22 protein-coding genes are annotated in these 22,223 nt (G+C 37.0%); 4 read left to right on the forward strand and 18 right to left on the reverse strand.

Going from position 1 to position 22,223, the window contains the following annotated elements; translation table 11 throughout:
- Positions 1-260: 260 nt before the first annotated feature.
- The gene (locus ACQCPR_RS17475) at positions 261-1,655 is read right to left on the reverse strand and encodes an L-cystine transporter (RefSeq protein WP_090566423.1); all 1,395 of its coding nucleotides are present in this window, start codon (positions 1,653-1,655) and stop codon (positions 261-263) included.
- A 157-nt stretch (positions 1,656-1,812) separates the two neighbouring features.
- On the opposite strand from ACQCPR_RS17475, the gene cls reads away from it, so the two are divergent.
- Entirely contained in the window at positions 1,813-3,267 is a 1,455-nt protein-coding gene (gene cls / locus ACQCPR_RS17480) for a cardiolipin synthase (RefSeq protein WP_090566420.1), read from the forward strand.
- A 186-nt stretch (positions 3,268-3,453) separates the two neighbouring features.
- On the opposite strand, the gene ACQCPR_RS17485 is transcribed toward cls, so the two are convergent.
- The 5 genes from ACQCPR_RS17485 to ACQCPR_RS17505 form a co-directional block, all read right to left on the reverse strand.
- Entirely contained in the window at positions 3,454-4,299 is an 846-nt protein-coding gene (locus ACQCPR_RS17485) for a M15 family metallopeptidase (RefSeq protein WP_427137678.1), read from the reverse strand.
- 181 nt (positions 4,300-4,480) lie between these two features.
- Positions 4,481-4,726 (reverse strand): hypothetical protein, encoded by a 246-nt coding sequence (locus ACQCPR_RS17490; RefSeq protein ID WP_427137679.1) that lies wholly within the window; start codon positions 4,724-4,726, stop codon positions 4,481-4,483.
- An 80-nt stretch (positions 4,727-4,806) separates the two neighbouring features.
- Entirely contained in the window at positions 4,807-5,574 is a 768-nt protein-coding gene (gene yidC / locus ACQCPR_RS17495; protein ID WP_090566410.1) for a membrane protein insertase YidC, read from the reverse strand.
- A 79-nt stretch (positions 5,575-5,653) separates the two neighbouring features.
- Positions 5,654-6,445, reverse strand: a complete 792-nt coding sequence (locus ACQCPR_RS17500; RefSeq protein WP_090566407.1) for an AraC family transcriptional regulator — start codon at positions 6,443-6,445, stop codon at positions 5,654-5,656.
- A gap of 113 nt (positions 6,446-6,558) precedes the next feature.
- Positions 6,559-7,446 carry a diacylglycerol/lipid kinase family protein gene (locus ACQCPR_RS17505; protein ID WP_427137680.1) on the reverse strand — a complete coding sequence of 296 codons (888 nt, stop codon included), beginning with the start codon at positions 7,444-7,446 and terminating at the stop codon, positions 6,559-6,561.
- A 123-nt stretch (positions 7,447-7,569) separates the two neighbouring features.
- Between ACQCPR_RS17505 and ACQCPR_RS17510 the strand changes: the two genes are divergently transcribed.
- Positions 7,570-8,700, forward strand: coding sequence for an MFS transporter (locus ACQCPR_RS17510; protein WP_427137681.1), 1,131 nt, complete (start codon positions 7,570-7,572; stop codon positions 8,698-8,700).
- 39 nt (positions 8,701-8,739) lie between these two features.
- Here ACQCPR_RS17510 and ACQCPR_RS17515 read toward each other — a convergent pair whose 3' ends face one another.
- Positions 8,740-9,078, reverse strand: a complete 339-nt coding sequence (locus ACQCPR_RS17515; RefSeq protein ID WP_090566398.1) for a hypothetical protein — start codon at positions 9,076-9,078, stop codon at positions 8,740-8,742.
- Between the two features lie 260 nt (positions 9,079-9,338).
- Between ACQCPR_RS17515 and ACQCPR_RS17520 the strand changes: the two genes are divergently transcribed.
- A complete protein-coding gene (locus ACQCPR_RS17520; protein ID WP_090566395.1) occupies positions 9,339-9,830 on the forward strand; it encodes a GNAT family N-acetyltransferase in 492 nt (163 codons plus the stop codon).
- Between the two features lie 17 nt (positions 9,831-9,847).
- Here the strand turns inward: ACQCPR_RS17520 and ACQCPR_RS17525 are convergent, their stop codons facing one another.
- From ACQCPR_RS17525 to ACQCPR_RS17555, 7 genes are all read right to left on the reverse strand, one after another.
- Complete coding sequence (locus ACQCPR_RS17525) at positions 9,848-10,321, reverse strand: DUF4064 domain-containing protein (protein WP_241597932.1); 474 nt, start codon at positions 10,319-10,321, stop codon at positions 9,848-9,850.
- Positions 10,322-10,652: 331 nt separating this feature from the next.
- Positions 10,653-10,934, reverse strand: a complete 282-nt coding sequence (locus tag ACQCPR_RS17530; RefSeq protein WP_090566389.1) for a GNAT family N-acetyltransferase — start codon at positions 10,932-10,934, stop codon at positions 10,653-10,655.
- Between the two features lie 33 nt (positions 10,935-10,967).
- Positions 10,968-11,936: a ring-cleaving dioxygenase gene (locus ACQCPR_RS17535; protein ID WP_427137682.1), complete on the reverse strand. Its 969-nt coding sequence runs from the start codon at positions 11,934-11,936 to the stop codon at positions 10,968-10,970.
- Positions 11,937-12,155: 219 nt separating this feature from the next.
- Positions 12,156-13,070: a DUF1002 domain-containing protein gene (locus tag ACQCPR_RS17540; RefSeq protein ID WP_090566383.1), complete on the reverse strand. Its 915-nt coding sequence runs from the start codon at positions 13,068-13,070 to the stop codon at positions 12,156-12,158.
- Between the two features lie 90 nt (positions 13,071-13,160).
- The gene (locus tag ACQCPR_RS17545; protein WP_090566380.1) at positions 13,161-14,021 is read right to left on the reverse strand and encodes a CvfB family protein; all 861 of its coding nucleotides are present in this window, start codon (positions 14,019-14,021) and stop codon (positions 13,161-13,163) included.
- A gap of 480 nt (positions 14,022-14,501) precedes the next feature.
- The gene (mntR, locus tag ACQCPR_RS17550) at positions 14,502-14,921 is read right to left on the reverse strand and encodes a transcriptional regulator MntR (protein WP_090566377.1); all 420 of its coding nucleotides are present in this window, start codon (positions 14,919-14,921) and stop codon (positions 14,502-14,504) included.
- 308 nt (positions 14,922-15,229) lie between these two features.
- On the reverse strand, positions 15,230-15,508 hold the full coding sequence (locus ACQCPR_RS17555; RefSeq protein ID WP_333474083.1) for a late competence development ComFB family protein: 279 nt from the start codon (positions 15,506-15,508) through the stop codon (positions 15,230-15,232).
- A 108-nt stretch (positions 15,509-15,616) separates the two neighbouring features.
- On the opposite strand from ACQCPR_RS17555, the gene ACQCPR_RS17560 reads away from it, so the two are divergent.
- Positions 15,617-15,772, forward strand: a complete 156-nt coding sequence (locus ACQCPR_RS17560; RefSeq protein ID WP_139175992.1) for a lmo0937 family membrane protein — start codon at positions 15,617-15,619, stop codon at positions 15,770-15,772.
- Between the two features lie 41 nt (positions 15,773-15,813).
- Here ACQCPR_RS17560 and ACQCPR_RS17565 read toward each other — a convergent pair whose 3' ends face one another.
- The 4 genes from ACQCPR_RS17565 to ACQCPR_RS17580 all read right to left on the reverse strand — a co-directional run bounded on the left by ACQCPR_RS17565 (position 15,814) and on the right by ACQCPR_RS17580 (position 22,052).
- Entirely contained in the window at positions 15,814-16,929 is a 1,116-nt protein-coding gene (locus ACQCPR_RS17565) for a GNAT family N-acetyltransferase (RefSeq protein ID WP_090566375.1), read from the reverse strand.
- Positions 16,930-16,948: 19 nt separating this feature from the next.
- Entirely contained in the window at positions 16,949-19,045 is a 2,097-nt protein-coding gene (locus tag ACQCPR_RS17570; RefSeq protein WP_427137683.1) for a heavy metal translocating P-type ATPase, read from the reverse strand.
- Positions 19,029-19,406: an ArsR/SmtB family transcription factor gene (locus ACQCPR_RS17575; RefSeq protein ID WP_090566369.1), complete on the reverse strand. Its 378-nt coding sequence runs from the start codon at positions 19,404-19,406 to the stop codon at positions 19,029-19,031. Before ACQCPR_RS17575 ends, ACQCPR_RS17570 begins: the two co-directional genes overlap by 17 nt.
- Before the next feature lie 288 nt (positions 19,407-19,694).
- Positions 19,695-22,052 (reverse strand): penicillin acylase family protein, encoded by a 2,358-nt coding sequence (locus tag ACQCPR_RS17580; protein WP_427137684.1) that lies wholly within the window; start codon positions 22,050-22,052, stop codon positions 19,695-19,697.
- Between the last annotated feature and the right edge of the window lie 171 nt (positions 22,053-22,223).

The raw sequence follows: 22,223 nt of genomic DNA on the forward strand, positions 1-22,223 counted from the left end.
CCTTAGTGGTTGGTCGATGTGTACCCCCACAGTGGACTTTCACCACCTAGATAGTTGCCATGCCTGGCACACTAAAAAAACGGGCAAAAGACGCCCGACTTTAAGAACAGAATTATAGATATGATGTTGATTGTAGCGAAGGGCGGATGCTTTCCGTGGAGGAGGCTCGACCCCGCCCGCAGAAAGCGTCCACAGGATTACTCTTTCTTTTAAAGCTAAAAAAAGCCATCCTTTGAAAGGATAGCTTTTCTAATAATATTTTATGCTTCTTCCGTTACTATTTTACTTAAAGGTGTATTATATAGATCTTTATCTAATTCCCCAGTGATTTTCGCAGTTGCGACACCAGCAGTCATTGAACCACTTACATTTACTGCTGTACGTCCCATATCTATTAACGGTTCAACAGATACTAGAAGCCCTGCTAATGCAACCGGTAAATTTAATGCGGATAGAACAAGGATTGCAGCAAATGTTGCGCCGCCTCCAACTCCTGCAACACCAAAGGAACTAATTGCGACTACTGCAACTACAGTTAGGATGAACATAGGATCTAATGGATTGATACCAGCTGATGGAGCTATCATAAATGCTAGCATAGCCGGGTAAATTCCGGCACAACCGTTTTGACCAATAGATAACCCAAACGATCCAGAAAAGTTAGCAACTCCTTCTGATACACCCATTTTAGTCGTTTGTGCATTAATATTAATCGGTAATGTTCCTGCGCTTGATCGTGAAGTGAATGCAAAAATTAATGGTTCTGCTGCCTTTTTAACATACGTAATTGGATTTAATCCAGATAGCGTAATGATTAATAAATGGATAGCAAAGACTACTGCTAACGCTACATAAGAAGCAAGAACGAACTTACCTAAATTATAAATTGCACCAAAATCTGATGTCGCAACGGTTCTTGCAATAATCGCTAAAATTCCAAACGGAGTTAAGCGAAGTACTAGTGTTACTACTCGCATAATTAGTTTGTAAACTGCATCAATGCCTGTTTTAATAACTGCTGCAGTTTCTTTCTCTTTACGAGCTAATCCTAAATAAGCAAAGCCTAAAAATGCCGCAAAGATAACAACACCGATTGTTGACGTTGGACGTGCTCCTGTAAAATCTAAAAATGGGTTTGCAGGTAATAAATCTAGCATTTGGTCTGGAAGTGCTTTATCTGCAACTTCTGCAGAGCGACCTTCATAGTATTCTGCACGTTCTGTTTCTGCATCCCCTTGAATGATTTGTTCTGCATTCAAATCGAATAATGCCGCAGAGCTAATACCAATAACAGCAGCAATGGCAGTTGTTCCTATTAAGAAACTTAAAATAATTGCCGCCATTTTACCAAAGTTTTTACCAATCGTAATTTTTGTAAACGCCCCTAAAATAGAGATGAATACCAATGGCATAACGATCATTTGTAATAATTTTACGTAACCAGTACCAATCAGATTGTACCAAGGAACTGTTTCTGCTAATACTTCCGAATCTACCCCATAGGCAATATTCAATATTAACCCAAGTAAAATACCCAATCCTAGGGCTGTAAATACACGCTTCGAAAAGGAAACATGTTTTTTTTGCATTATGATTAATACCCCAACTAAAAGCAGTAAAGCTACAATGTTAAGAATAATAAATAATAAATTCATATAAAGACCTCCATCTTTTGTGCTCACCATATAATAATACTTTTATCCCTATTGGTCAAGTAGGAATTACTTTCTACTTAATATATGTCTACCCTACTTTCTTTGAGACAAATCGGCTATACTAGAAATAAATAAACAGGCACCGGGGGGTGAAAATTTGATAGCAAGTTTTTATGGTATTATCGTTTCCGGCATTCTAATTTTAAATATTTCTTTGGCGATTGCTCTAATATTTTTAGAACGTCGAGATGCCTCTGCTACTTGGGCATGGATTCTAGTCCTTTTCTTTATTCCGATCTTAGGCTTTGGTATTTACTTATTGTTTGGAAGAAAGCTAAGAAAAAAAACACTATTCCGTTGGGAAGGAAAAAACAAGATCGGTATCGATAAGCTCATTGAATTTCAAATGGAAGCTATTGAAGATGACTCATTCGATTTTCGTTTAGATGATGCTATGCACTATAAAGAGTTAATCGTCATGCATTTACATAATAACCAAGCTGTCTTAACTCAAGACAATAAAGTAGAAATTTTCATCGATGGACGAGAGAAGTTTGATGCACTCCTTCGCGATATTGAACATGCAAAGGATCATATCCACATTCAGTACTATATATTTCGATTAGATTCACTTGGTCAACAAATTTATCAGGCATTGTTAGCAAAAGCAAAACAAGGGGTAAAAGTAAGAATTTTATACGATGATACTGGATCGCGTTCTTTAAGAAAGAAGCATTTTAAAGAACTTATTGCGCTTGGTGGTCGTGTAGAAGCATTTTTCCCTTCTATCTTCCCACTAATCAATCCACGTATGAATTACCGGAACCACCGGAAGATTGTCGTAATTGATGGACGAATCGGGTATATCGGAGGGTTTAATGTTGGCGATGAATATCTTGGGCTAAAAAAGAAATTTGGATATTGGCGCGATACGCATTTACGTATTGAAGGTAGTTCAGTCCATCCGCTCCAAACTCGATTCATTCTCGATTGGAACCAAGCCTCAGCAGAGCATGATATCGAGTACTCTGACATATTTTTCCCAGCTATTCCGATGAAAGGTTCCGTTGGTTTACAAATTGTTTCAAGTGGACCTGATTCCGAATGGGAACAAATAAAAAATGGATACCTTAAGTTAATTATGATGGCTAAAAAATATATTTATATACAGTCTCCATACTTCATCCCAGATGCTAGCTTCATGGACACGTTACGAATCGCATGTCTTTCTGGTATTGATGTAAGAATCATGATTCCAAACAAACCTGATCATATTTTTGTTTACTGGGCAACTTATTCATATGTTGGGGATTTAATAAGAGCTGGAGCTAAAGTGTATATTTACCAAAATGGGTTTTTGCATACCAAAATGATTGTTATTGATGATGAGGCTTCTACGGTGGGAACCGCAAATATTGATGTGCGAAGTTTTAAATTAAATTTTGAAATAAATGCATTTATATATGACCGTGAAACTTCTCATCAGTTAGCTGAATTATTTGAAGAGGATATGAAGTTATCCACGGAGATGACTATGGAAGTATACGAAAGTAGATCTAGAATTATTAAATTTAAAGAGTCATTAGCCCGTCTGATTTCACCAATACTTTAATAAAACCACAAATTATCGAAAAATCCTTTTAAGAATAAGACCTGTTTCTATCGTTTTCAGTAGCATGCTTAGGACAGTCTTGTCGCTTCATAATTATCTTATGATATTTTTATAAATAATATTATTCTTCCAAAAAAGAGGTTTCCAGAAATGGAAACCTCTTTTCAATATTCTTATTCTGGTCACTTAGAGATCCAAGAACTCTTCTAAAGTTACGTTTGCTTCATACACTTGAACAGCTAGTTCTTCACCAACATACCGGAAGTGCCAAGGTTCATACATATAGCCTGTAATTTTTTCTGATCCATTAGGATAACGCATGATAAATCCGTAGTTATGGGCATTGGCAGCCACCCATTTTCCGGCCTCCGTTTCACCGAAGCTTTCCTTCGCAAAATGTTGCTCAAAGTGCCGCTCTCCTATATCAAAGGCTAGTCCCGTTTGATGTTCAGAATAGCCAGGACGTGCGCTATAACGATCCGCAGCATCTTGACCGTCATTCGTCACATAACGATCATACAACTGAGTTTGATAGTCAAAAGATCGATATGTACTGAAAGCTATAAGGTCATAGCCAGACAAAGTTGCCTCAGCAGCCATTTCTTGAAATGCTGCTCTTGCCTCTTTACTTTCACCAGGGGCATAGGTTGAGGGAAGAGGATACTTTTTGCTAGCGATTAGTACACTGTTTACTATTGTCGGTTCCTGAGGCAATACTTCATTTCCAACATAGCCCTTTGCACCAGACATATCTACTTCTTCTATAACAGGCTCTTCTTTACCAGGAACATCCTGTTTTGGTTCTTCAACAATAGGTTCTTCTATAATAGGTTCTTCTGTTTTATCTACAACTATCGTTTGTTTACCCTCTGTAAGATTACGAAGTTCCTCTATACTCTTATCGATACTCCATTGATTCATCCCTACCCAAACTACCATTACTCCTATCAGTAGTCCTGCAATAGTTCCAGAAACAATATATGGCCATTTTTTTTTCTTTTTTTCCTGTAACAAATTATATCTTGACTGCATATTTTTGGACTTCCTTCTTTCTTATTACGTTATTTCTAGTTTACCATTTTTCCAATAACTATTCTCGTATTCAAATTAAACTAACCAAAATAATTATAACCATCCTTCTTGATAATTGAATCCTCCTAAATAAGTAAAAGCGTATCTACCCACGATAGGTAAATACGCTCTTATTTTCTTATTAAAAAAATAGCATAAATAACACAACAAAAAATAGGACAATAAACAATATGGACATACCCTTCATCCATTTTGCCTCTTTAACGAATCCTTTTTCTTTAAAGCTTATCGCTCGGAAGCCATTACTTAATGCGAAGATTGCCGTCATAAATAAGACAGCCATATTAATATTTCCTTTAATAATAAATACCAATGCAGAAATACTGACTGCTGCGATAAGTAGGCCAAAAATCCAATTTCTTTTCATTCCTATACACCTCCTATGAAGAGCGCTGGAAGTCTGGACACTCAAGAAAAAAACGAAGCAGCAAGCGCTTCGTTTTAATGTTATACAGATTCTTCTGCTTTTTCTGGATGATTCGAGTAGAATTTACGCCCCAAATATGTTTGGAATATTAATAATAGTCCACCGACAGCCCAATAAACCGGCAATGCAGCCATCGAACTAAAGGAAATAAACATAATCATAATAGGTGAAATATAAATCATCATCTTCATTTGTTTCTGCTGCTGCTCAGGTACTGTCCATAATGAAACTTTCGCTTGGATGAAATAAACTGCTCCAGCAATTAATGTCATCGCAATATCTGGAGAACCTAAGTTAAACCATAAAAATGGATGTGTTTTAATATCGTCTGAATAAAGAATTGCAAAATACAATCCCATAACAATAGGCATCTGAATAATCATTGGCAGACAACCCATGTTTAGTGGGTTTACCCCATGCTTACGATATAACCCCATCATTTCTTGTTGTAGAGCCATTTGCTGTTCTTTATCTTTTGTTTCTTTTAGTTTCTTTTGGATTTCGTCCATTTCTGGTTTCAGCTTGTCCATTTTTTGTTTCATGCCTTGTTGGTTTTTATAATTTTTAAGCATTAAAGGCATAAGAACAAGACGAATAAGTACAGTAATTGCGATAATCGCTAAACCGTAACTACCATTGAACATTTCTCCAAAGAAATGTATAAGAAATTCAAAAGGTCGAACAAAAATATTATAAAAAGTACCTTCTTTGTTTTCTACTCCAGAGCACCCACTAAGCACTAATGCCGCAAATATAAGAATAGAAAATAAACTAATCTTCTTTTTCATGTCTATTCACCTTCACTCATCAAACTATAAAGAAGTATACCTTACTATGAAGCTATTTATCAAATATAACCCAAAATATTTAACCCGATTGTTGTTCATTAGGAAAATTATAATTAAAACTTGGATATTCTTGGTTATCACGATATTGCTTCGGAGTTAGTCCTGTATACTTTTTGAATATGCGAGTGAAATAGCTTTGATTACAAAAATGAAAACTATTCGAAATATCGGATATAGCCTTATTTGTATTCCTTAAAAAGTACTGACATTCTTCTACTTTACGAACATTTAAATATTCCACGAGAGTAACACCCGTATGCTCTCTAAAGATTCGAGAAAGATGACTAGTACTTATATTGAAATATTTAGCAATATCCTCTACTGTTAAATTCTTTTCTATTTCATCATTAATATAAAGAATGACCTTGTTTACTGTTTGATGCCCAAATGACGGTTTCTTCCTTTCCGTTATTACCATCACAAAAAACTCTACCAGCTCATCCGCGCATAGTAAAAATTGTGCATCACTCATTTTCGTCTCAATTGTTTCTACACATGCAATATTAAAAGCCATAACCTTATCAGTCGGCACTTGACTTTCATGTAATTTTCTCGCCATGACAGCTGATAGTTGTATGTAGTAATATTTTACGTTTAGAATCATATTTTTACGTGTTCTAGCTATTATTATATCTATTATGCTTCTCAAAATTTGTTTTGCTTCCGTTAATTCAAAGGAAAACATTTTTTGAAATAGCTGTTCTTCTAATTCTAAGAAGAAATCTAAGCCCTCTACTTTTGTTGTCACACCAGTTTCTCTATTATATATTTTGGAAAAATTCTCTAAAAATTGCTTCTCTACAGTCCTCATATGTACCTCATTTTCCTTGTTTTAGGTCTTTTTAATCATAATAACCTATTAGGTATGTTGTATCAACCTATATCATTATCCTGGAAAATAAAAGTTATTTCAACTATTACGTATTAGTTTTTTTGAGGAATTAACATTTTTATATGCTTGGGTAATACTTTAATTTCTAATGGTGTGCAGTCTCCTTCATCCCCATCCACATTACAATACAATGGGTTTTCTGATTCTATTAACACACTGCTTGTTTCAATCACTTCAACTCCATTATCCTTATCTAGATTACCCAATAATATTTTAGCGCCCATTCTTGCTATAGAAGTAAGTCCTGCCTGTTTTATAATATAAATATGTAACTTTCCATCATTTACCTCAGCTGAGTTTACCATCTTTTCAAACCCACCTACTGAATTCGTTAACGCCACTAGTAAAAGCAAAGGCGTTCCCTTCCAAATACCTGAATCGTGTGTAATTGTCATTTCTACTTCTTCATCCGATATAATAGCCTTCATACCTTCTAAAAGATAAGCAAGTGAGCCCATTTTTGTTTTTTGTTCAACAGTTGCTTCGGCTACACGGCTAGCTATTTCACCGATTGCTACTATATTCATAAAATATTTATCACCTATCTGACCAATGTCAACCATTTGTGTGTGAGTCATTTTCACCGCTTCAATGGCTAGGTGAGGGTCTAATGGAATTCCTAGTGCACGTGCAAAATCATTTACTGTGCCAAGTGGAATAAATGAGAATAAAGGACGATGCAGTTGTTCTGCAAGACCGTTTACTACCTCATTTATCGTCCCATCTCCACCCATCGCCAGTAAAAAGTCTATTTTTTCTGCGCAGGCCTCTTTGGCAAATACCATTGCATCATTTTGTTTTTCAGTCTCCTTAATGATAACTTTATATCCTAATCCTTCTAATACATTAATAGTGGTTTCTTTATACTGCTCTGCATCTGCTTTTCCAGAAGATGGATTATAGATAAACATTGCCTTCATATGATTTCCCCCTAGCATATTTTGTTTTGTTACAAATTCCCTTTTTCGATAATATTAAAACCTTTATACTATTAATAACTGTTAGACTATAAGTAAAGATCACTATAGAAATGAGGAGCTGCGATGCACTTTTTTATATATATTATTATTTTTTTCTCGTTCTTCGACTTATTTTCCCAATTACCAATTATGAGTCCCTTTGCCGAATCGCTTGGCGCTACTCCCTTTGTAACAGGTTTAGTGGTAGGAATGTACTCCCTTTCGAATACAATTGGTAATATTGTTTCAGGATTTTTAACGGATAGAAAAGGGCCCTTTTATATACTAATCATCGGTTTGTTTTCGACGAGCATCTCGTTATTCCTTTACCAATTCGCCAGCGATCCTATCGGGTTATTAGTTATACGTTTTTTACATGGTTTAGTTGCTGGACTAATTGTACCTGCAGCGTTTACTTATTCGGCCAATAAAACTTCAAAGGATAAACGTGGCAAAAGGGTAGCACTATCTGGGGCATTTGTAGGACTTGCCGCAATCGTAGGTCCAGCAACTAGTGGAATACTCGCTAGTAAACAAGGTGAAGTATTTGTTTTAGGGATGACAGGTTCCATTATGCTTGTATTAAGTATATTATCTTTAGTTTTGTTAAGAAAAATAGCTATAGAAAGGGAGGATAAGGTAGCTTCCTCACCATACTCAGTACGCTCCATTTTTCAACAGAATGGAATAATAAAGTCATTTGCAGGTGCGTTTTTCTTAATGTTCTCTCAAGGGGTATTAGCTTATATGCTACCTCTAAAGGTATTACATCTGGGGTTTGACACTAAAACAAGTGGGTTACTTTTAAGTACGTTTGGTTTTGTTGCTATTTTAGTGTTTATACTTCCGATAAACCGAATATTCGACCGAGTGAAGCCGGTCTACACACTTGCTTTTGGGATGTGTATCATGGGAATCAGCATGCTATTACTTGGACATACAGATCCACTGAGCATACTTTATGTCTGGATGGCTTTATATGGGATAGGGTTTGCGTTTCTATTTCCTTCTATAAACTCACTTTTAATCGATTCAAGTGAACAGTCATATCGCGGAAAGGCTTATGGCTATTTCTACGCATTCTTTTCTATTGGAGTCGTTGTAGGATCAAGCATTACAGGTTTTCTGGAACTAGATGCCACAGGCGGATTTACGTTGACAGGAGCCATATTGATTACCGTGTCTATTTTGGCACTTGCCTGGAGGAAATATTAAAAACAGGGTGTGGTTATACACACTCCTGTTTTATTAGCACTATAATGTTATTTGATCATTAAGGTTAGGTTTCTTTTCTACATCTTCAATATCCTTGGAAGACTTCTTCGACTTTTCCTGTACTTCTTCATTATAGTACTGAACACTTGTCATAGCCCCTTCATCTACCATATTGTTATCTGGTATATCGTGAGGATCTGGATGTCCCGCTCCCGTTAAATCAGATTTTTGGTGTTTCTGCGAGTCTATGTAAGCATTCACTTTAGATTTTGTATTATTAAATGCCACCATTGCTTTATCACGATTCTCTTTTTTCCTAAAATAAGCATAAGCACCTGCTGCTAATCCTGCTAATAAAAGTGATTTGTTTTTTGCCATCATAATAACCTCCAAGTTTTATATATAATCTATATACCCTACTATGAATAAGTTCACACCTAAATTTAAGTAGATTTTAATCTTTAAAATATCGGAAAACTACTTATGGCAGAGAAAATTTATACTTTGTTGTTCTTAAAAGGAATAGTTTACCCAATTATATTACATTTTGATTTCTAATTGATATTAATTCTATTTATTTGTAGAAGATTAGAGTTATTTTTGTTATGATTACAAAAAGAATTCAGAGGTGATTTCAAATGATTAGGGCGACTACGTTAGATGATATTTCGATGATTCAACAGATCGCAAAGGTCAGTTGGAACGATACATACAAAAACATAATACCTATTGACATACAGACGCTTTTTTTAGAAAAAGCTTATTCCCCTATGATGCTAGTCAAAAGAATAGAAAAAACTATTTTCTTAGTCGCTGAATATGAAGGTAAGCCTATTGGTTTTGCCAATTTTACATATGTGGACGAAGACGGTGACGCGGAACTAACTGCAATTTATGTATTGCCAGAGTACAAACATATTGGTTATGGAAAAAAACTATTGTTAGCCGGGCTAAATGAGATGCCAGCTGGTCGACAACTATTTGTTTACGTTGAAAGCGAGAATGATAGTGCTCGTCATTTTTATGAAAACTTCGGTTTTGAGTGTTTAGAAGAATTCGAAGAATACTTTGAAGGACATCCTTTAACCACTGCAAAATATGTATATCTATTGAAAACACCGGCCTATTAGGTCGGTGTTTTTGTTATTTAAAGTGTTTTCTCTGTTGTATAGTATTCTTCTTGCTCCGCTAGTTGCACAGGTGGTTTGCGGACAAAACACAAGATTGCTGCAATGTACAATAGAATTGATGTCGGCGATAGTATACCTGCAAATAAGCCTGCTATGATAAACATAATTCCTGCTAATTTGGGATTTTTATTTTTTGAAATAGAAATAATCCCAATAACATTCAAGATTAAGCTTATTACAAGAATGAAAACAAATACCCAACCAAATATGCTAAACGCATCAATAACTGCGGGCATATTATCGTTTATAATTTGTAAGTCCGTTTCTGTCATGGTTGGATCCTCTGCAATGATATCTTGGAATTCACTATTGAACAATTCATCATTCATCGCGTTACTTCCAGTTACCACTAAAATTGTTACTAAAATAATACTAAGTAATGTCATAATTGCACTAATGACACCTAATGCTATTTCTCCTGTACGTGACATAAAGTTCAGTCCCCTCATTTTTATATGTTCCTTTTAATTCTACGATAAATACTTAAAAAAGTTTCGTATAATTTTAATGTCCCCTCCGTGAAATTGATTAAACTTGTTTAAAAAAATATGAACATGGGTACTAATACTAATATACTAACAATGAGAAATGAGAGGATGAGATTTCATGGAGAAAAAGTTAATTTTTAACCAGTCAGATTTCCTTTATACGTTAGCAGGTGCATCGGCATTAACAGGAATTCTAGTATTTTTTACACAAATTTAATATGGTCATCATAAAAAGGCAATCCTTTTCTATTTAGAAGCGGATTGCCTTTTTATTTTATGCTTTTACATCATCATATTCATCAGATTTCGAGAAAGCCGCTACTACGTACGAGCAAACCGGCTCCATCTTTAGCTCCTGCTCTCTCGCATAAGAAGCAGCGCTATCTAATAACTTTTTAGCAACTCCCTGACCTCTCAACTTATCAGAAACATATGTGTGATCCATCACCATTACATCCCCAAGTAAGGTCCAGGTAATTTCCCCAAGTCTTTCTCCCTCTTGTATATACTGATACGCATAAACATCATTTCCTAATTCTTTGAGTTGAAATTCCATCTTTAACCACTCCTTTTCTGAATTTTAGCATATTTATTTATTGATTGATAGCGGACGCAACTTTGCTTCAATTTCCGCTCTCCTTGGTTCTAAAAAAGGAGGTAGAGCTAGTGTTTCTCCCAAATTCTCCAATGGTTCATCCGTGTCGAACCCTGGCTCATCCGTAGACAGTTCAAATAAAATACCATTCGGTTCTCTGAAATAGATTGCCTTGAAGTAGTAACGGTCCACTAATCCAGATGTCATAAAGCCGTTTTCGCGTAAACGCTCCTCCCATTTCGGATAATCCTCCAACGAAGGAATTCTAAACGCTACATGATGTACACTACCACGTCCAGGTCGCTCCATCGGCAAATCTGTTCGTGTCTCCAAATGAACCTCTCCAGCAGGACCACCTTTACCTGTTGTATAAACTTGGATATGTGGCATTTCTTTGATGTCGGAAGGATAGGAACCTGCTAACTCAAATCCAAGTATTTCTGTTAATACTTTTATTGTAGCGGCTGGTTTTCGAACAGTAAGCTTTATCGGACCTAAGCCAATAATTGCATTATCAGCTGAAATTTCCTTCCTTACCCATGCTTCACCATAAGGTATTCCAGCTCCATTATCGACAACTAGCATATGTCGGGCACCCTCAAAATCTTCAAAGTAAAGCGTCTTACGACCAAATCGTTCTGTTATGGAGTCATGTGGTACATCAAACTTCTCAAATCTACTTTTCCAAAATCGTAGAGCTTTCTCGCTTTTGACACGGAAACCTGTGTTACTAATACTAGATACACCAGGATATGTTCGTCCTGCTTGCGGTATGTCAAAGTATGTCATATCTGTACCAGGTGTACCTACCGCATCTGCGTAAAATAAATGATAGGATGACGGGTTATCCTGATTTACACTTTTTTTCACTAATCGCATTCCTAATATTCTTGTATAAAAGTCATGATTTTTATCGGCGTCAGCAGTTATTGCTGATACGTGGTGGATTCCCGCTAATCTCATTTGTCTACCTCCTAATGAATTTATCTTGAAGTCGAGATATATTAACTTAATAATATCAAATAATCTTTTTTTGTGCAAATAATAGCACATAGGCTTCGCTTTAGAAGATTGCCACCTGCGAGAGAATAGGGGCTATACGAGAGTGAGCATATCCCTAAATTATTCCACCGAACAAAACAAAGCCCTCCTATCAATTATTTAAGACGGAGGGCTCACATATTAGTTGAAGATTGAGCGAATAGAATCTATTAAATCGCTAAAGAAGTTTTTGACACTTTCCCAAAATCCTTCATTATCGACTATTTCTCCAATCTTGTCTTCAATTGTTTTACTTAAATCATTCAGTTCATCTGACCATTGACTGAAATCGATATCTAGTTGACGAATACGGTCCATTAAATCGATTAACAGCTGACGATCTTTATCCGAAAGCTCAATTTTTAGATTGGCTAATTGCTCGGAAACGATTTTCTCCACTTCTTCTCGGGAAACTGGGTTTTGTTCAGCAATTTGCTTTTTAATTTCTGTTAATAATTCACTTACTTTTGCTTCATCAATACCCGCATCTTTTGCTAGATTAGTAGCAATTGAAAGTTCATCATTTGCCACATCTGTGCGTTCTGGATCTAGTTTTTCACCCGTAACCTCATATGCTTTGTATATCCCTACTAGGGCTGAATGGCCAGTTACAGGCTTAGGTGCAGCGATTTCTACTACTGCATCCTGAACTCCTGCTGTTAGCATTGCATTAGCATACATCTCAGAAGTTACCTCGGTAATATCATCTGGTGTAACGATGCTTATCACTAGACCTTTCCCTGCATCTTTACGAGTGATTTTAGCAGAAGAGAACATTCTTGCAGATGCGTCTCCATCCTGTAAGTACGTTGCTAGGTCCTTACCAGTTACTTCTATTTCTTGAACATCTGATTTATCTGTTATTTTCAAACTTTTCTTTACACTATCTTTTTGTTCAGCAGTTAGGTTTCCACCATATACCACGATAGGTGCCCCAAACTTTTCGTTTACGACTTCTTCAGTGGAGCCATCTGAATCTGCCAATGAATAAGTAGGTGCAATGATCATACCAATTAATAACATCGCTGTAATGAAAGGCAACAATAATTTCTTCATTCTATTAACCCCTTTCTCTTCCATTCCCTCAATAATACGAAAACAGGAGTAAAAAGTTCCGACTAATCGATTCTCTTTACTCCGTATGAATTACATTTTCAATTGTGTCCAGCCATCTTCTTGTACAATTTTTTTATCTTTCATAAGTTTACCTAAGGCGCGTTTGAACGCTGCTTTACTCATGCTGAACATTTCTTGGATTTCGTCTGGAGACGACTTGTCTGTAAATGGCATTTTACCGCCGACATCATTGAGATAGCGGAATATAGATTCTGCATCGTCCCCTAAACGTTCATGTCTACGTGGTAGTAGTGATCCATTCAGTGATCCATCCTCTTTCACATCAATAATGCGAACAGTCAAATCTTCACCTAATCGCGGTTCATTAAGGCGTTCTGATTCATGAACAAAAATTCGATAGTTTTCTGGAAAACTTAACAAAAAGGTACCTACAGGAAGTAAGCGGTATGCACGTGCTTGAAGATTCTGATTGAATAATGTTGTTGGAGCGTCAATGTACAATTCCTCTACACGGTCTTCTGTTGCTAAACGACCGAATAACTCACCATCTTTATCTGTGCGGAGAGTCATATATAAATGGTCACCAACAGCTGGCCATAATTCTTTTATTTTCGGTAGATCGTCTTCTTTCACCTGAACTTCCTTGGACGTACCAATGTCGACGAAAACACCTTCTCTATCAGCTACTTTAATAACACGAGCCCATCCGTATGTGCCCTTTTGGATAGATGGAAGCTGCGTTGTAGCAGATAAATTGCCTCGTCTGTCCACAAACAAGAATGCTTCAATTGTGCCACCAACCTCTAAGTCCTCCGGTGCTTCTGAAGCATTTAGCGGAATGTCCATTCCATCATATGCTAAAATCCATTTCGATCCGTCTTGCTCTTTCACTTGTAACTTTACTATTTCTCCTGATGCTGTTCCTATCAAAATTACCGCTCTCCTTCTGACCAAATATGGTACTGATCTTACCCTGTTTCATTAGATTTATAGAACGCTTTGTCAGATCAGATAAACAATGATACTTTAATTTTATCTAGCTTTTGTAACACTACTCCACCCTAACTTACCGACAATGCTTGTCCAAACTACAGCGTCTTTATTACCGTTCCTTATATCATGAACTTTCATAAGAACATTATGTGCTACTTCCCCTATAACCGATTCCCCTAAATCGTAAACAACAAATGAGGATTCATCCCCATTAAAGTGTGAAAAATCTTATTATCAATTACCTCATGTAATTCTGAAGAAAACGTTTTACAACACTCAGAAAAACTCAACCCTTTTAGGTTGTATGTATAACCCTATTTATATTCTAAAATGCATATATCCAAACCATGTAATTCTTTCATTTTTTCTAGATTCCAAGCCAATATTTCATATTGCTTACTATTTATTGTCAAAAGATTACTCACTATCTGGGTCTTGTAATTCCAAAAGCTTTGACTGTAACGCTGGGTCCTCCTCTAAAAATAATACTAAATCCGCAATACGGTCGATGGAATTCCAGCTTAAATGATGTTCAATTCCTTCTACATCATTGTAAATATTCTCTTCCTTAACACCAATGATCCGTAAGAAATCTTCTAAAAGTTCATGTCTTTTCACCAATTTTTTGCCAAGTTTCATTCCTTTTGCGGTAAGAGTTAGTCCCCTATATTTTTCATATATTAAGAAGCCATCTTTATCCAGTTTTTGAACCATTTTTGTTACGGAAGATGGTAATACAGACAATGCTTCTGCAATATCAGACACGCGAGCATATCCTTTCTGCTCGATTAACAAATAAATTTGTTCGATATGGTCTTCCATGCTTGGTGTTGGCATATATATCTTCCTTTCATCTCTGCTCTATATATTTTACTACAATGAAGACTCTATCACAATTATAGATATTTTTTCCTATATGCCTTATGAAAAGTCCAAGCATCTACGTCAGCCCCTACAACTTTCTTCTGCAACAAGCTGAACGCTGGAGCAATTGCTGATTACTATTAAGGAACTTTTTACCTTTATTCGCAATTCTGAAGCGACTCTATGGGCTAAACGTTCGAACTGGACAAAAGCTGAGTGAACAGCATTCACCTTTTAGTAACGGAACATATGAAAAACCTTATCAAATAAAGACAAGGTTTTTAGTGACGATGTGGATATTTCCCTACAACATAAATAGAATGAATAATTCTTTTGTTGATCCACTCTAAGTTTTCAGTTGTATTTAAACGTTCGAAAACAGCGGTTCTTCCTTTTTCTGTTGTAACGTAATGTGCCGGCAATGTATTTAAACTCAATGCGATAATATCTCGCTCGCATTGTTCACATTTGCAAAAGGTTTGGTATTCCGATCCTCTCATCATTACTCTGACAAGACTATGAACTATTTCTTGCATCACATTCGTAAGCAATGACAACACTCCTTTCATGCATTTAAAAATGGAAGCATGTTTAATACTATACCCAAAAGGGTAACTTGTTAATATCAATATTACTGGTAAATAAAAAAAAGAGAGGATGATATTCAGATGGGTAAAATTTTATGGGGAATCATCGTTGTATTAATCGTACTTTGGTTACTTGGTTTAGTATTGAAGATTGGCGGAGGGCTTATTCACGCACTATTAATTATCGCAGGTATCATCTTCGTAGTTCAACTAATCAGCGGAAAACGATCACTGTAGGGAAAGGTGTTGCCAAATGGGCAACACCTTTTATTATATCTTTATATGGATTCTCTTACATATGCATATATACATGTATTCCTTAACTTCTTCCCATCCGCAGATAAAGAATCTTTTTGCAGGACGCCTTCCAGTGTAAATCCAGCTCTTTCTGCAACAGAGCGACTTCGGACATTTTCACTATCACAACGAATTTCTACTCGATTGGCATGTAGTTCCTCAAATGCAAATTGGGTGATACGTTCACATGCTTCCGTCATTAGTCCTTTTCCTTCAAACTTACTATCAATCCAATAGCCAATTTCAAATTTCCTAACGTCCCAATCAATTCGATGTAATCCAGAGGCACCTACAAATTCACCGGTATCTCTTAAATACAACTGAAGTCTTAAATCCTTTCGAGTTATAAAATCCGCCACTGCTTGGCGAATATTAGTAGTGATTTGCTCCAATGATTGTTTTTTTTGCGCCCAGTTCATCCATTCTTTTAGAGCTGCATCTGAATTAATTATCGCTTTCCAAATTTCTTCGGCATCCTCCACTTTAGGTGCACGTATCAACAAACGCTCTGTGTAAAATTCCTCGGGGAAGGTCAGTTCCTCTTTAACAGGTGCAGGTTTGTGAAAATCTTCATCCCATTTTACTGGTGTCGCAGTTCCTTTTAAGAAATCTTCTCGTGTCAGGCCATATGTTACTGCATCATAATAAGAATCCTCTTTAGGGGAGAACCAAGCTTGGCGTAGCTGAGCTTCCTTGACAAATCCCGCTCGCTCAAAGGTTTTTCGCATCGCAAAATTATCTTGTCTTGTATGTCCTTCTAAACGTATTTTCGCTTCTGGCAATTGAAACACATATTCTGCAACAAGTTTTAATGCCTTTGGTCCATAGCCGCTACCCCTAGCATGATCAGCAATGCGCAAGTCAAAAAGGGGAATCTCATCTTGTAAATCATAAATTTTAACAAAACCAACTTTTTCATTTGATTCGTTTTCAATCCAAAAGGTTTTCACTTCATCCGATTGATATCCACCCTCTTCAATCGTTTTTTCTATTAGTTCTCTTGCTGGGTGTGAGTTTCCATGAAACGGCCAACTATTTGTCGTCATGAAATGGATCAGCTGCTCTTGTTCTTCCATCGTCCATTCCGTAAGCTTCATATTCCCGCCTCCGTATGTGCTATTTGTTTACCTTTATAAGACGCAAAGAATTCAGCACTACTATTAATGTAGCCCCCATATCTGCAAAGATGGCAATCCATAAAGTTAACCACCCAGGAATAATGAGGAGCAGTGCAATTATTTTTAATCCTAATGCAAACATAATATTTTCTTTAATAATATGCAATGCTTTTCGACTTAATCGGATTGTATAAGGTAACTTTTCTAGGTCATCCCCCATTAAAGCTACGTCCGCTGTTTCAAGTGCCGCATCTGTTCCTGCTCCACCCATTGCAATACCAACAGTTGCTGCTGCTAATGCAGGAGAATCATTAACACCATCTCCAACCATTGCAACCGTCTTGTACTTACCTATTAAGGATTTTATAGCAGAAAGTTTTTGTTCTGGCATTAGCCCCGCCTCTACATCAGTCATTCCTAGCTTCATCGCGATCGCGTTTGCTGTAAGTTTGTCATCTCCTGTCAGCATAACAGTATGACGTATACCTGCTTTTTTCAGTTTTTCTAGTACAACCTTACTTGTTGGGCGTACTGGATCTGCAACAGCTATAAACCCTTGATAAACACCATCTGCTGAAGCTAGCATGACTGTATTTCCTTCTGTTTGTAGTTGCTCAATTTTAGTAGTGACTTCAAATGAAACATTACTTATAGAGGAAATCCAACTAACACTTCCGACTGACCATTTCGTCCCTTCAACTACTCCCTCTGCCCCTTTACCGGTGACAGATTGGAATTGCTCGATTTCTACACTATGAATATGCTCTTTTGCACCGTATTTAACAATAGCCTGAGCAAGCGGATGCTGAGAGTAATTTTCGATTGACATTACTTTTTGAATGAATTCTTTTGGTACATCTGCTTCTACATGTGTTACCTCTGGATATCCTTTTGTTAACGTACCTGTTTTATCAAATGCAATTGCTTGAAGTCGACCAATCTCCTCTAAGTGGATACCACCTTTGATCAATACCCCCTGTTTCGCCGCATTACCAATTGCTGTTACAATTGCAACGGGAGTAGAAACTACTAATGCACACGGACAGCCTACTACTAAGACTGCAAGTCCTTGGTATATCCATGTTTGCCAATCAGCACCGAACAATGGAGGAACTGTAGCGACTAATATAGCAATCATAATAATCGCAGGTGTATAATACTTCGCAAACTTATCTACGAACTTTTGAGATGGAGCTTTTTCGGCTTGTGCTTCTTCAACAAGATGGATGATTTTTGCTATGGTCGTGTCTTCTACTCGCTTCGTCACTTTTACTTCAAGAGACCCTTCTTCGTTTAGTGTGCCAGCAAATACTTCATCCTCTATCGACTTCATAACTGGCACGGATTCTCCGGTAATCGAAGCTTGATTAACTGCTGAAGTACCTTTTATAACGATTCCATCCATGGCAATTTTTTGTCCTGGTTTTACAATCAGCACATCATTTATTTGAATAGAGTCTGTATCAACCTCTACTAACTTGCCATTTTTGTATATTGTTGCTGTTGGCGGTGCAATATCCATTAATTGACTGATTGACTGACGCGCCTTGTTCATCGAGTATGCCTCTAACGCTTCACTTACCGCGAATAGGAATACTACTACAGCTCCCTCGCGCCATTCCCCAATTATCGCCGCTCCAATAATCGCAATCGTCATAAGTGTCTTCATATCAAAATAAAAACGTGATAAATTGACTAGTCCACCTTTAAATAAGTCAAAGCCTCCTACTACTATAGAAACGATGAATAATCCTATTGAAAGTGGGTGCGATTCCCCATAAACAAATGATCCGATAATCCCAGATACTAAAAAAACAAAGGAAATGACCGTTAATACATTTTCTTTTCGTTTAAAGAAAGGAATTTTTTCTGGTTGACGCTGTTTGACAGTTGTCACTTTTATACCATCGAATGCTCCAGCTTTTTCAATTTCCTCTACTGTTGCTTTTCCAATGACGGATACTTTAGATGCACCAAAATTAACCGTTGCATCTTCAACCTCAGGGAGGTTTTTAATGTTATGTTCAAATTTCATGGCACAACTGGCACACGAAAGATTCTCCAATCGATATTCTTGCTTAGCTGCTTTCCCCATCCTTCTCATCCTCTTCTTCTATCGCATGTTCATATGCGAGCTTTACTAACGCATTCACATGATGGTCTGCTAACGAATAATAGACTTGTTTTCCCTTACGTTGTGATTTAGCTAGAGATATATCTCTTAAAAATCGTAAATGGTGGGATGCTGTCGCTGTCGACGAACCTATAATTTCTCCAACATCACAAACGCAAAGCTCTTCTTCTATCGTTAATGCATATGCTATTTTCAGTCTTGTTTCGTCTGCAAGGGCTTTAAAAATTTGAGCAGCCATTGCTAGTTCTGGCATTTGCTTCTTTACGGAAAGTACTACATCTTCGTTTATCTTTGTTACTTCACACATGTCTTTCGCTTGCATATTTCCACCTCATTCAAATGATCGTTTGATTGATATTAGTATATGTTCAATAAATTCAAAACGCAACTTATTCAAATGTTTATTTGAATGTTTTTGATATTATTTCTTGTTTACTTGCTTTCACCTATCTTTTACTTGCTCTCCTTTGTTTTGTACTTGCTTTCATGAGGAATTTACTTGTGCTCCAGACTCCTTTACTTGCTTTAAATTGCCACTTGCTTGCTAAAAGGGTTATATTTCCAATTAATAAAACAGCCGAAGACAAATATGTCTTCGGCTGCCTTATTTTTAGTTTGCTTTTAATACTAATTCATATCCTTCTTCCACATTCCCGTCTATTACAGTGGTATGGTAGTTTCCTTCTACCCAATCATCTACTTGGCTATGATACCACTCAGATTTCATGTGACCACTTTGCCCTGGTCCAACGATATGGTAACCCTCATTTAAATTAGCCAAATCTGCAACAAAGCGCCAGGACGCTCCATGATCCACTTTTCCGTCTTCCCCGAATCCAGCTGCTTGAACAGTTATATTGGATCCTCCGATAGGTACTGGGTCTGGATTTAACAGATAAGCTAAAATTGGAGAGGCCCCTCCTAGAGGATGATCAAACGTTAGCTGGTGGTAATCTCCCCATTTCCATTTTTTTTCGTTAGAACCAAACTCCTCAGATATTTCTTCGGTTGCTTCTACAAATGAATCATATACCCATTTGTCTACACCACCGTATGATTCTAACCAAGCACTTTGCTCATTGTTGTAGCCTTTTCGTAATAATTGATCTGAAATATTACCTTTACCAGGTAGCATCGAATATACATCTTCAGGCATTTCTTCCTCTAGCAGAGTCTGAGGTAGTTCCTTCATCCATTTATGAAATACAAGCGGAGCTGCTTGATCTTTATCATCAACTTGATCCCATTCCTTCAACAAGGAGAGAATTTCTTTATATTCACCCTTGGCATCTAGTTTTTCAACCGACCCCAGCATTTGTGTCAAGAACTCTTTAGCATATAAATTCGTTTGATCCATCTGTAAATTCATCATATCTTCTTTTGTTATATCTGATTTACTTTCTAGTACTTCGGCAATCCGTTCATATCGATACGATTGAGCCCAAAAATCAGTAATATGATATGGATAGGAATCATCCACGACTTCATTGTTTGCAGTTGCTATAAAGCCTTCTTCTGGGTTCACGACAATTGGAAGTTCATCGTAAGGAACAAAGCCCTCCCAGTCATAATCAGCTGAGTCCCCAGGTACAGGCAATTGGCCATCTCCTGTCTTTCTTAAAGGTATCTTACCATTCGCTTTATATGCAATCGTTCCATCTTTAGCTGCAAACACAAAGTTTTGTGCTGGTGCATGGAAGTCCTCCAAGGCTATTTCAAAATCTTCCCAGCTAGACGATTTGTTCATTTTCAATATTGCCTGTAATTCAAGTGTAGGTTCTAATGCGGTCCACTGCATAGAAAACAATGCAGAAGCCTTCTCGTCTTTAAATAAGACATCAGAAATAATAGGACCATGTCGTGTCACTACTACTTCAAAGGGCAAATCATCCTGTCCTTTTACTTTAATAGGTGAATTACGAACCTCGGCCTGCTCCCATTCCCCTTCATATAAGAATTGTGTACGGTCATTAGGATTAGGCGTTTCAATGTAAAGATCCTGTACATCCGGTCCTACATTCGTTACACCCCATGCAACCTCTTCGTTATGACCAAGAATAATGCCGGGTATACCAGCAAATATAACGCCACTCACATTTTGTTCTGGGGATTTTAGATGCATTTGGTACCAAATGGATGGTGTACTCAGTCCCAAATGCGGGTCGTCTGCCAGTAATGGAAGCCCACTCGCTGTCTTTTCCCCGCTTACTACCCAGTTATTACTACCATTAAATTCGTTCGGTAAAACGGAAGAATCAAAGTAACCACTTACATTTACTGGTTTACTAATATTCGCTTCAATAATAGATTGGGCATTTTCAGGATATGTTATAAAAAGCTCTTTCGCCTTTTCTTCATCTAATTCGCTTAAAGCCCAATGTCTGATTGCAAGTGTTGACCAGTTTCCACCCAGGTCATACGCCATATATTTTCCAATAGCCAGGGAGTCAGTTGGAGTCCACTCTTCTGGCTCATATCCTAGTAATTTGAATTCATAACTTAATTTATTTTCTTCTTTTGCGAATTCAATGAAATCATTAACGCCTTCTGCATACCATTTTAATACTTCCTTTGCTTCCTCACTATATCCATCATAAGATTTCTCAGCAGCATCACGTAAGCTGAAGGTTAAGAAAAACTTATCTGTATCAACCGCGGACTCCCCTACAACTTCTGCAAGACGACCACTAGCTTGTCTTCTAGCCAAATCCATTTGAAAAAGTCTATCTTGTGCTTGCACAAACCCTTGCGCTCGGTAAAGGTCAGCATCTGATTGTGCAGTAATATGTGGAACCCCGTTAGTGTCTCGCACGACTTTTACATCCGAGTCCAGTACCTCCATCGCAAGTTCCCCTTCAATAATTGCCTTCGTGCTAGACAAATACATATTCAACCCAATAACCACAATAACTCCTAATACAACAATAATACCTAAAATCCAGGCAGTAATTTTCCACCCTTTTCTCATAAGCCAAGCCCCCTTAGTTATCCTTTACAGTATTCGACATTTTTAGAAATTTCCCTTCCAAGAACAAGTGAAATCGCAGGATAATGAATGTATCTATACCATAATGCATAAGTATCATTTTCAAATAGCAGTGGATCGCTCTTGTTTACATAAGCCATATTCTCGTATAAA

This window comes from Psychrobacillus psychrodurans (assembly GCF_050209195.1).
Classification (GTDB): domain Bacteria; phylum Bacillota; class Bacilli; order Bacillales_A; family Planococcaceae; genus Psychrobacillus; species Psychrobacillus psychrodurans.

What these genes read in the sequence shown, in the direction of transcription:
- ACQCPR_RS17530 (WP_090566389.1), bottom strand. Translation starts at nt 10,934, where the DNA reads ATGGAATTTCAACTCAAAGAATTAGGAAATGATGTTTATGCGTATCAG.
- ACQCPR_RS17525 (WP_241597932.1), bottom strand. Translation starts at nt 10,321, where the DNA reads ATGTCACGTACAGGAGAAATAGCATTAGGTGTCATTAGTGCAATTATG.
- ACQCPR_RS17575 (WP_090566369.1), bottom strand. Translation starts at nt 19,406, where the DNA reads ATGCAAGCGAAAGACATGTGTGAAGTAACAAAGATAAACGAAGATGTA.
- ACQCPR_RS17500 (WP_090566407.1), bottom strand. Translation starts at nt 6,445, where the DNA reads ATGAGGACTGTAGAGAAGCAATTTTTAGAGAATTTTTCCAAAATATAT.
- mntR (WP_090566377.1), bottom strand. Translation starts at nt 14,921, where the DNA reads ATGCCAACACCAAGCATGGAAGACCATATCGAACAAATTTATTTGTTA.
- ACQCPR_RS17515 (WP_090566398.1), bottom strand. Translation starts at nt 9,078, where the DNA reads ATGGCAAAAAACAAATCACTTTTATTAGCAGGATTAGCAGCAGGTGCT.
- ACQCPR_RS17520 (WP_090566395.1), top strand. Translation starts at nt 9,339, where the DNA reads ATGATTAGGGCGACTACGTTAGATGATATTTCGATGATTCAACAGATC.
- ACQCPR_RS17540 (WP_090566383.1), bottom strand. Translation starts at nt 13,070, where the DNA reads ATGAAGAAATTATTGTTGCCTTTCATTACAGCGATGTTATTAATTGGT.
- ACQCPR_RS17490 (WP_427137679.1), bottom strand. Translation starts at nt 4,726, where the DNA reads ATGAAAAGAAATTGGATTTTTGGCCTACTTATCGCAGCAGTCAGTATT.
- ACQCPR_RS17535 (WP_427137682.1), bottom strand. Translation starts at nt 11,936, where the DNA reads ATGAGATTAGCGGGAATCCACCACGTATCAGCAATAACTGCTGACGCC.
- ACQCPR_RS17565 (WP_090566375.1), bottom strand. Translation starts at nt 16,929, where the DNA reads ATGAAGCTTACGGAATGGACGATGGAAGAACAAGAGCAGCTGATCCAT.
- ACQCPR_RS17485 (WP_427137678.1), bottom strand. Translation starts at nt 4,299, where the DNA reads ATGCAGTCAAGATATAATTTGTTACAGGAAAAAAAGAAAAAAAAATGG.
- ACQCPR_RS17570 (WP_427137683.1), bottom strand. Translation starts at nt 19,045, where the DNA reads ATGGGGAAAGCAGCTAAGCAAGAATATCGATTGGAGAATCTTTCGTGT.
- ACQCPR_RS17560 (WP_139175992.1), top strand. Translation starts at nt 15,617, where the DNA reads ATGGGTAAAATTTTATGGGGAATCATCGTTGTATTAATCGTACTTTGG.
- ACQCPR_RS17505 (WP_427137680.1), bottom strand. Translation starts at nt 7,446, where the DNA reads ATGAAGGCAATGTTTATCTATAATCCATCTTCTGGAAAAGCAGATGCA.
- yidC (WP_090566410.1), bottom strand. Translation starts at nt 5,574, where the DNA reads ATGAAAAAGAAGATTAGTTTATTTTCTATTCTTATATTTGCGGCATTA.
- ACQCPR_RS17510 (WP_427137681.1), top strand. Translation starts at nt 7,570, where the DNA reads ATGCACTTTTTTATATATATTATTATTTTTTTCTCGTTCTTCGACTTA.
- ACQCPR_RS17580 (WP_427137684.1), bottom strand. Translation starts at nt 22,052, where the DNA reads ATGAGAAAAGGGTGGAAAATTACTGCCTGGATTTTAGGTATTATTGTT.
- ACQCPR_RS17475 (WP_090566423.1), bottom strand. Translation starts at nt 1,655, where the DNA reads ATGAATTTATTATTTATTATTCTTAACATTGTAGCTTTACTGCTTTTA.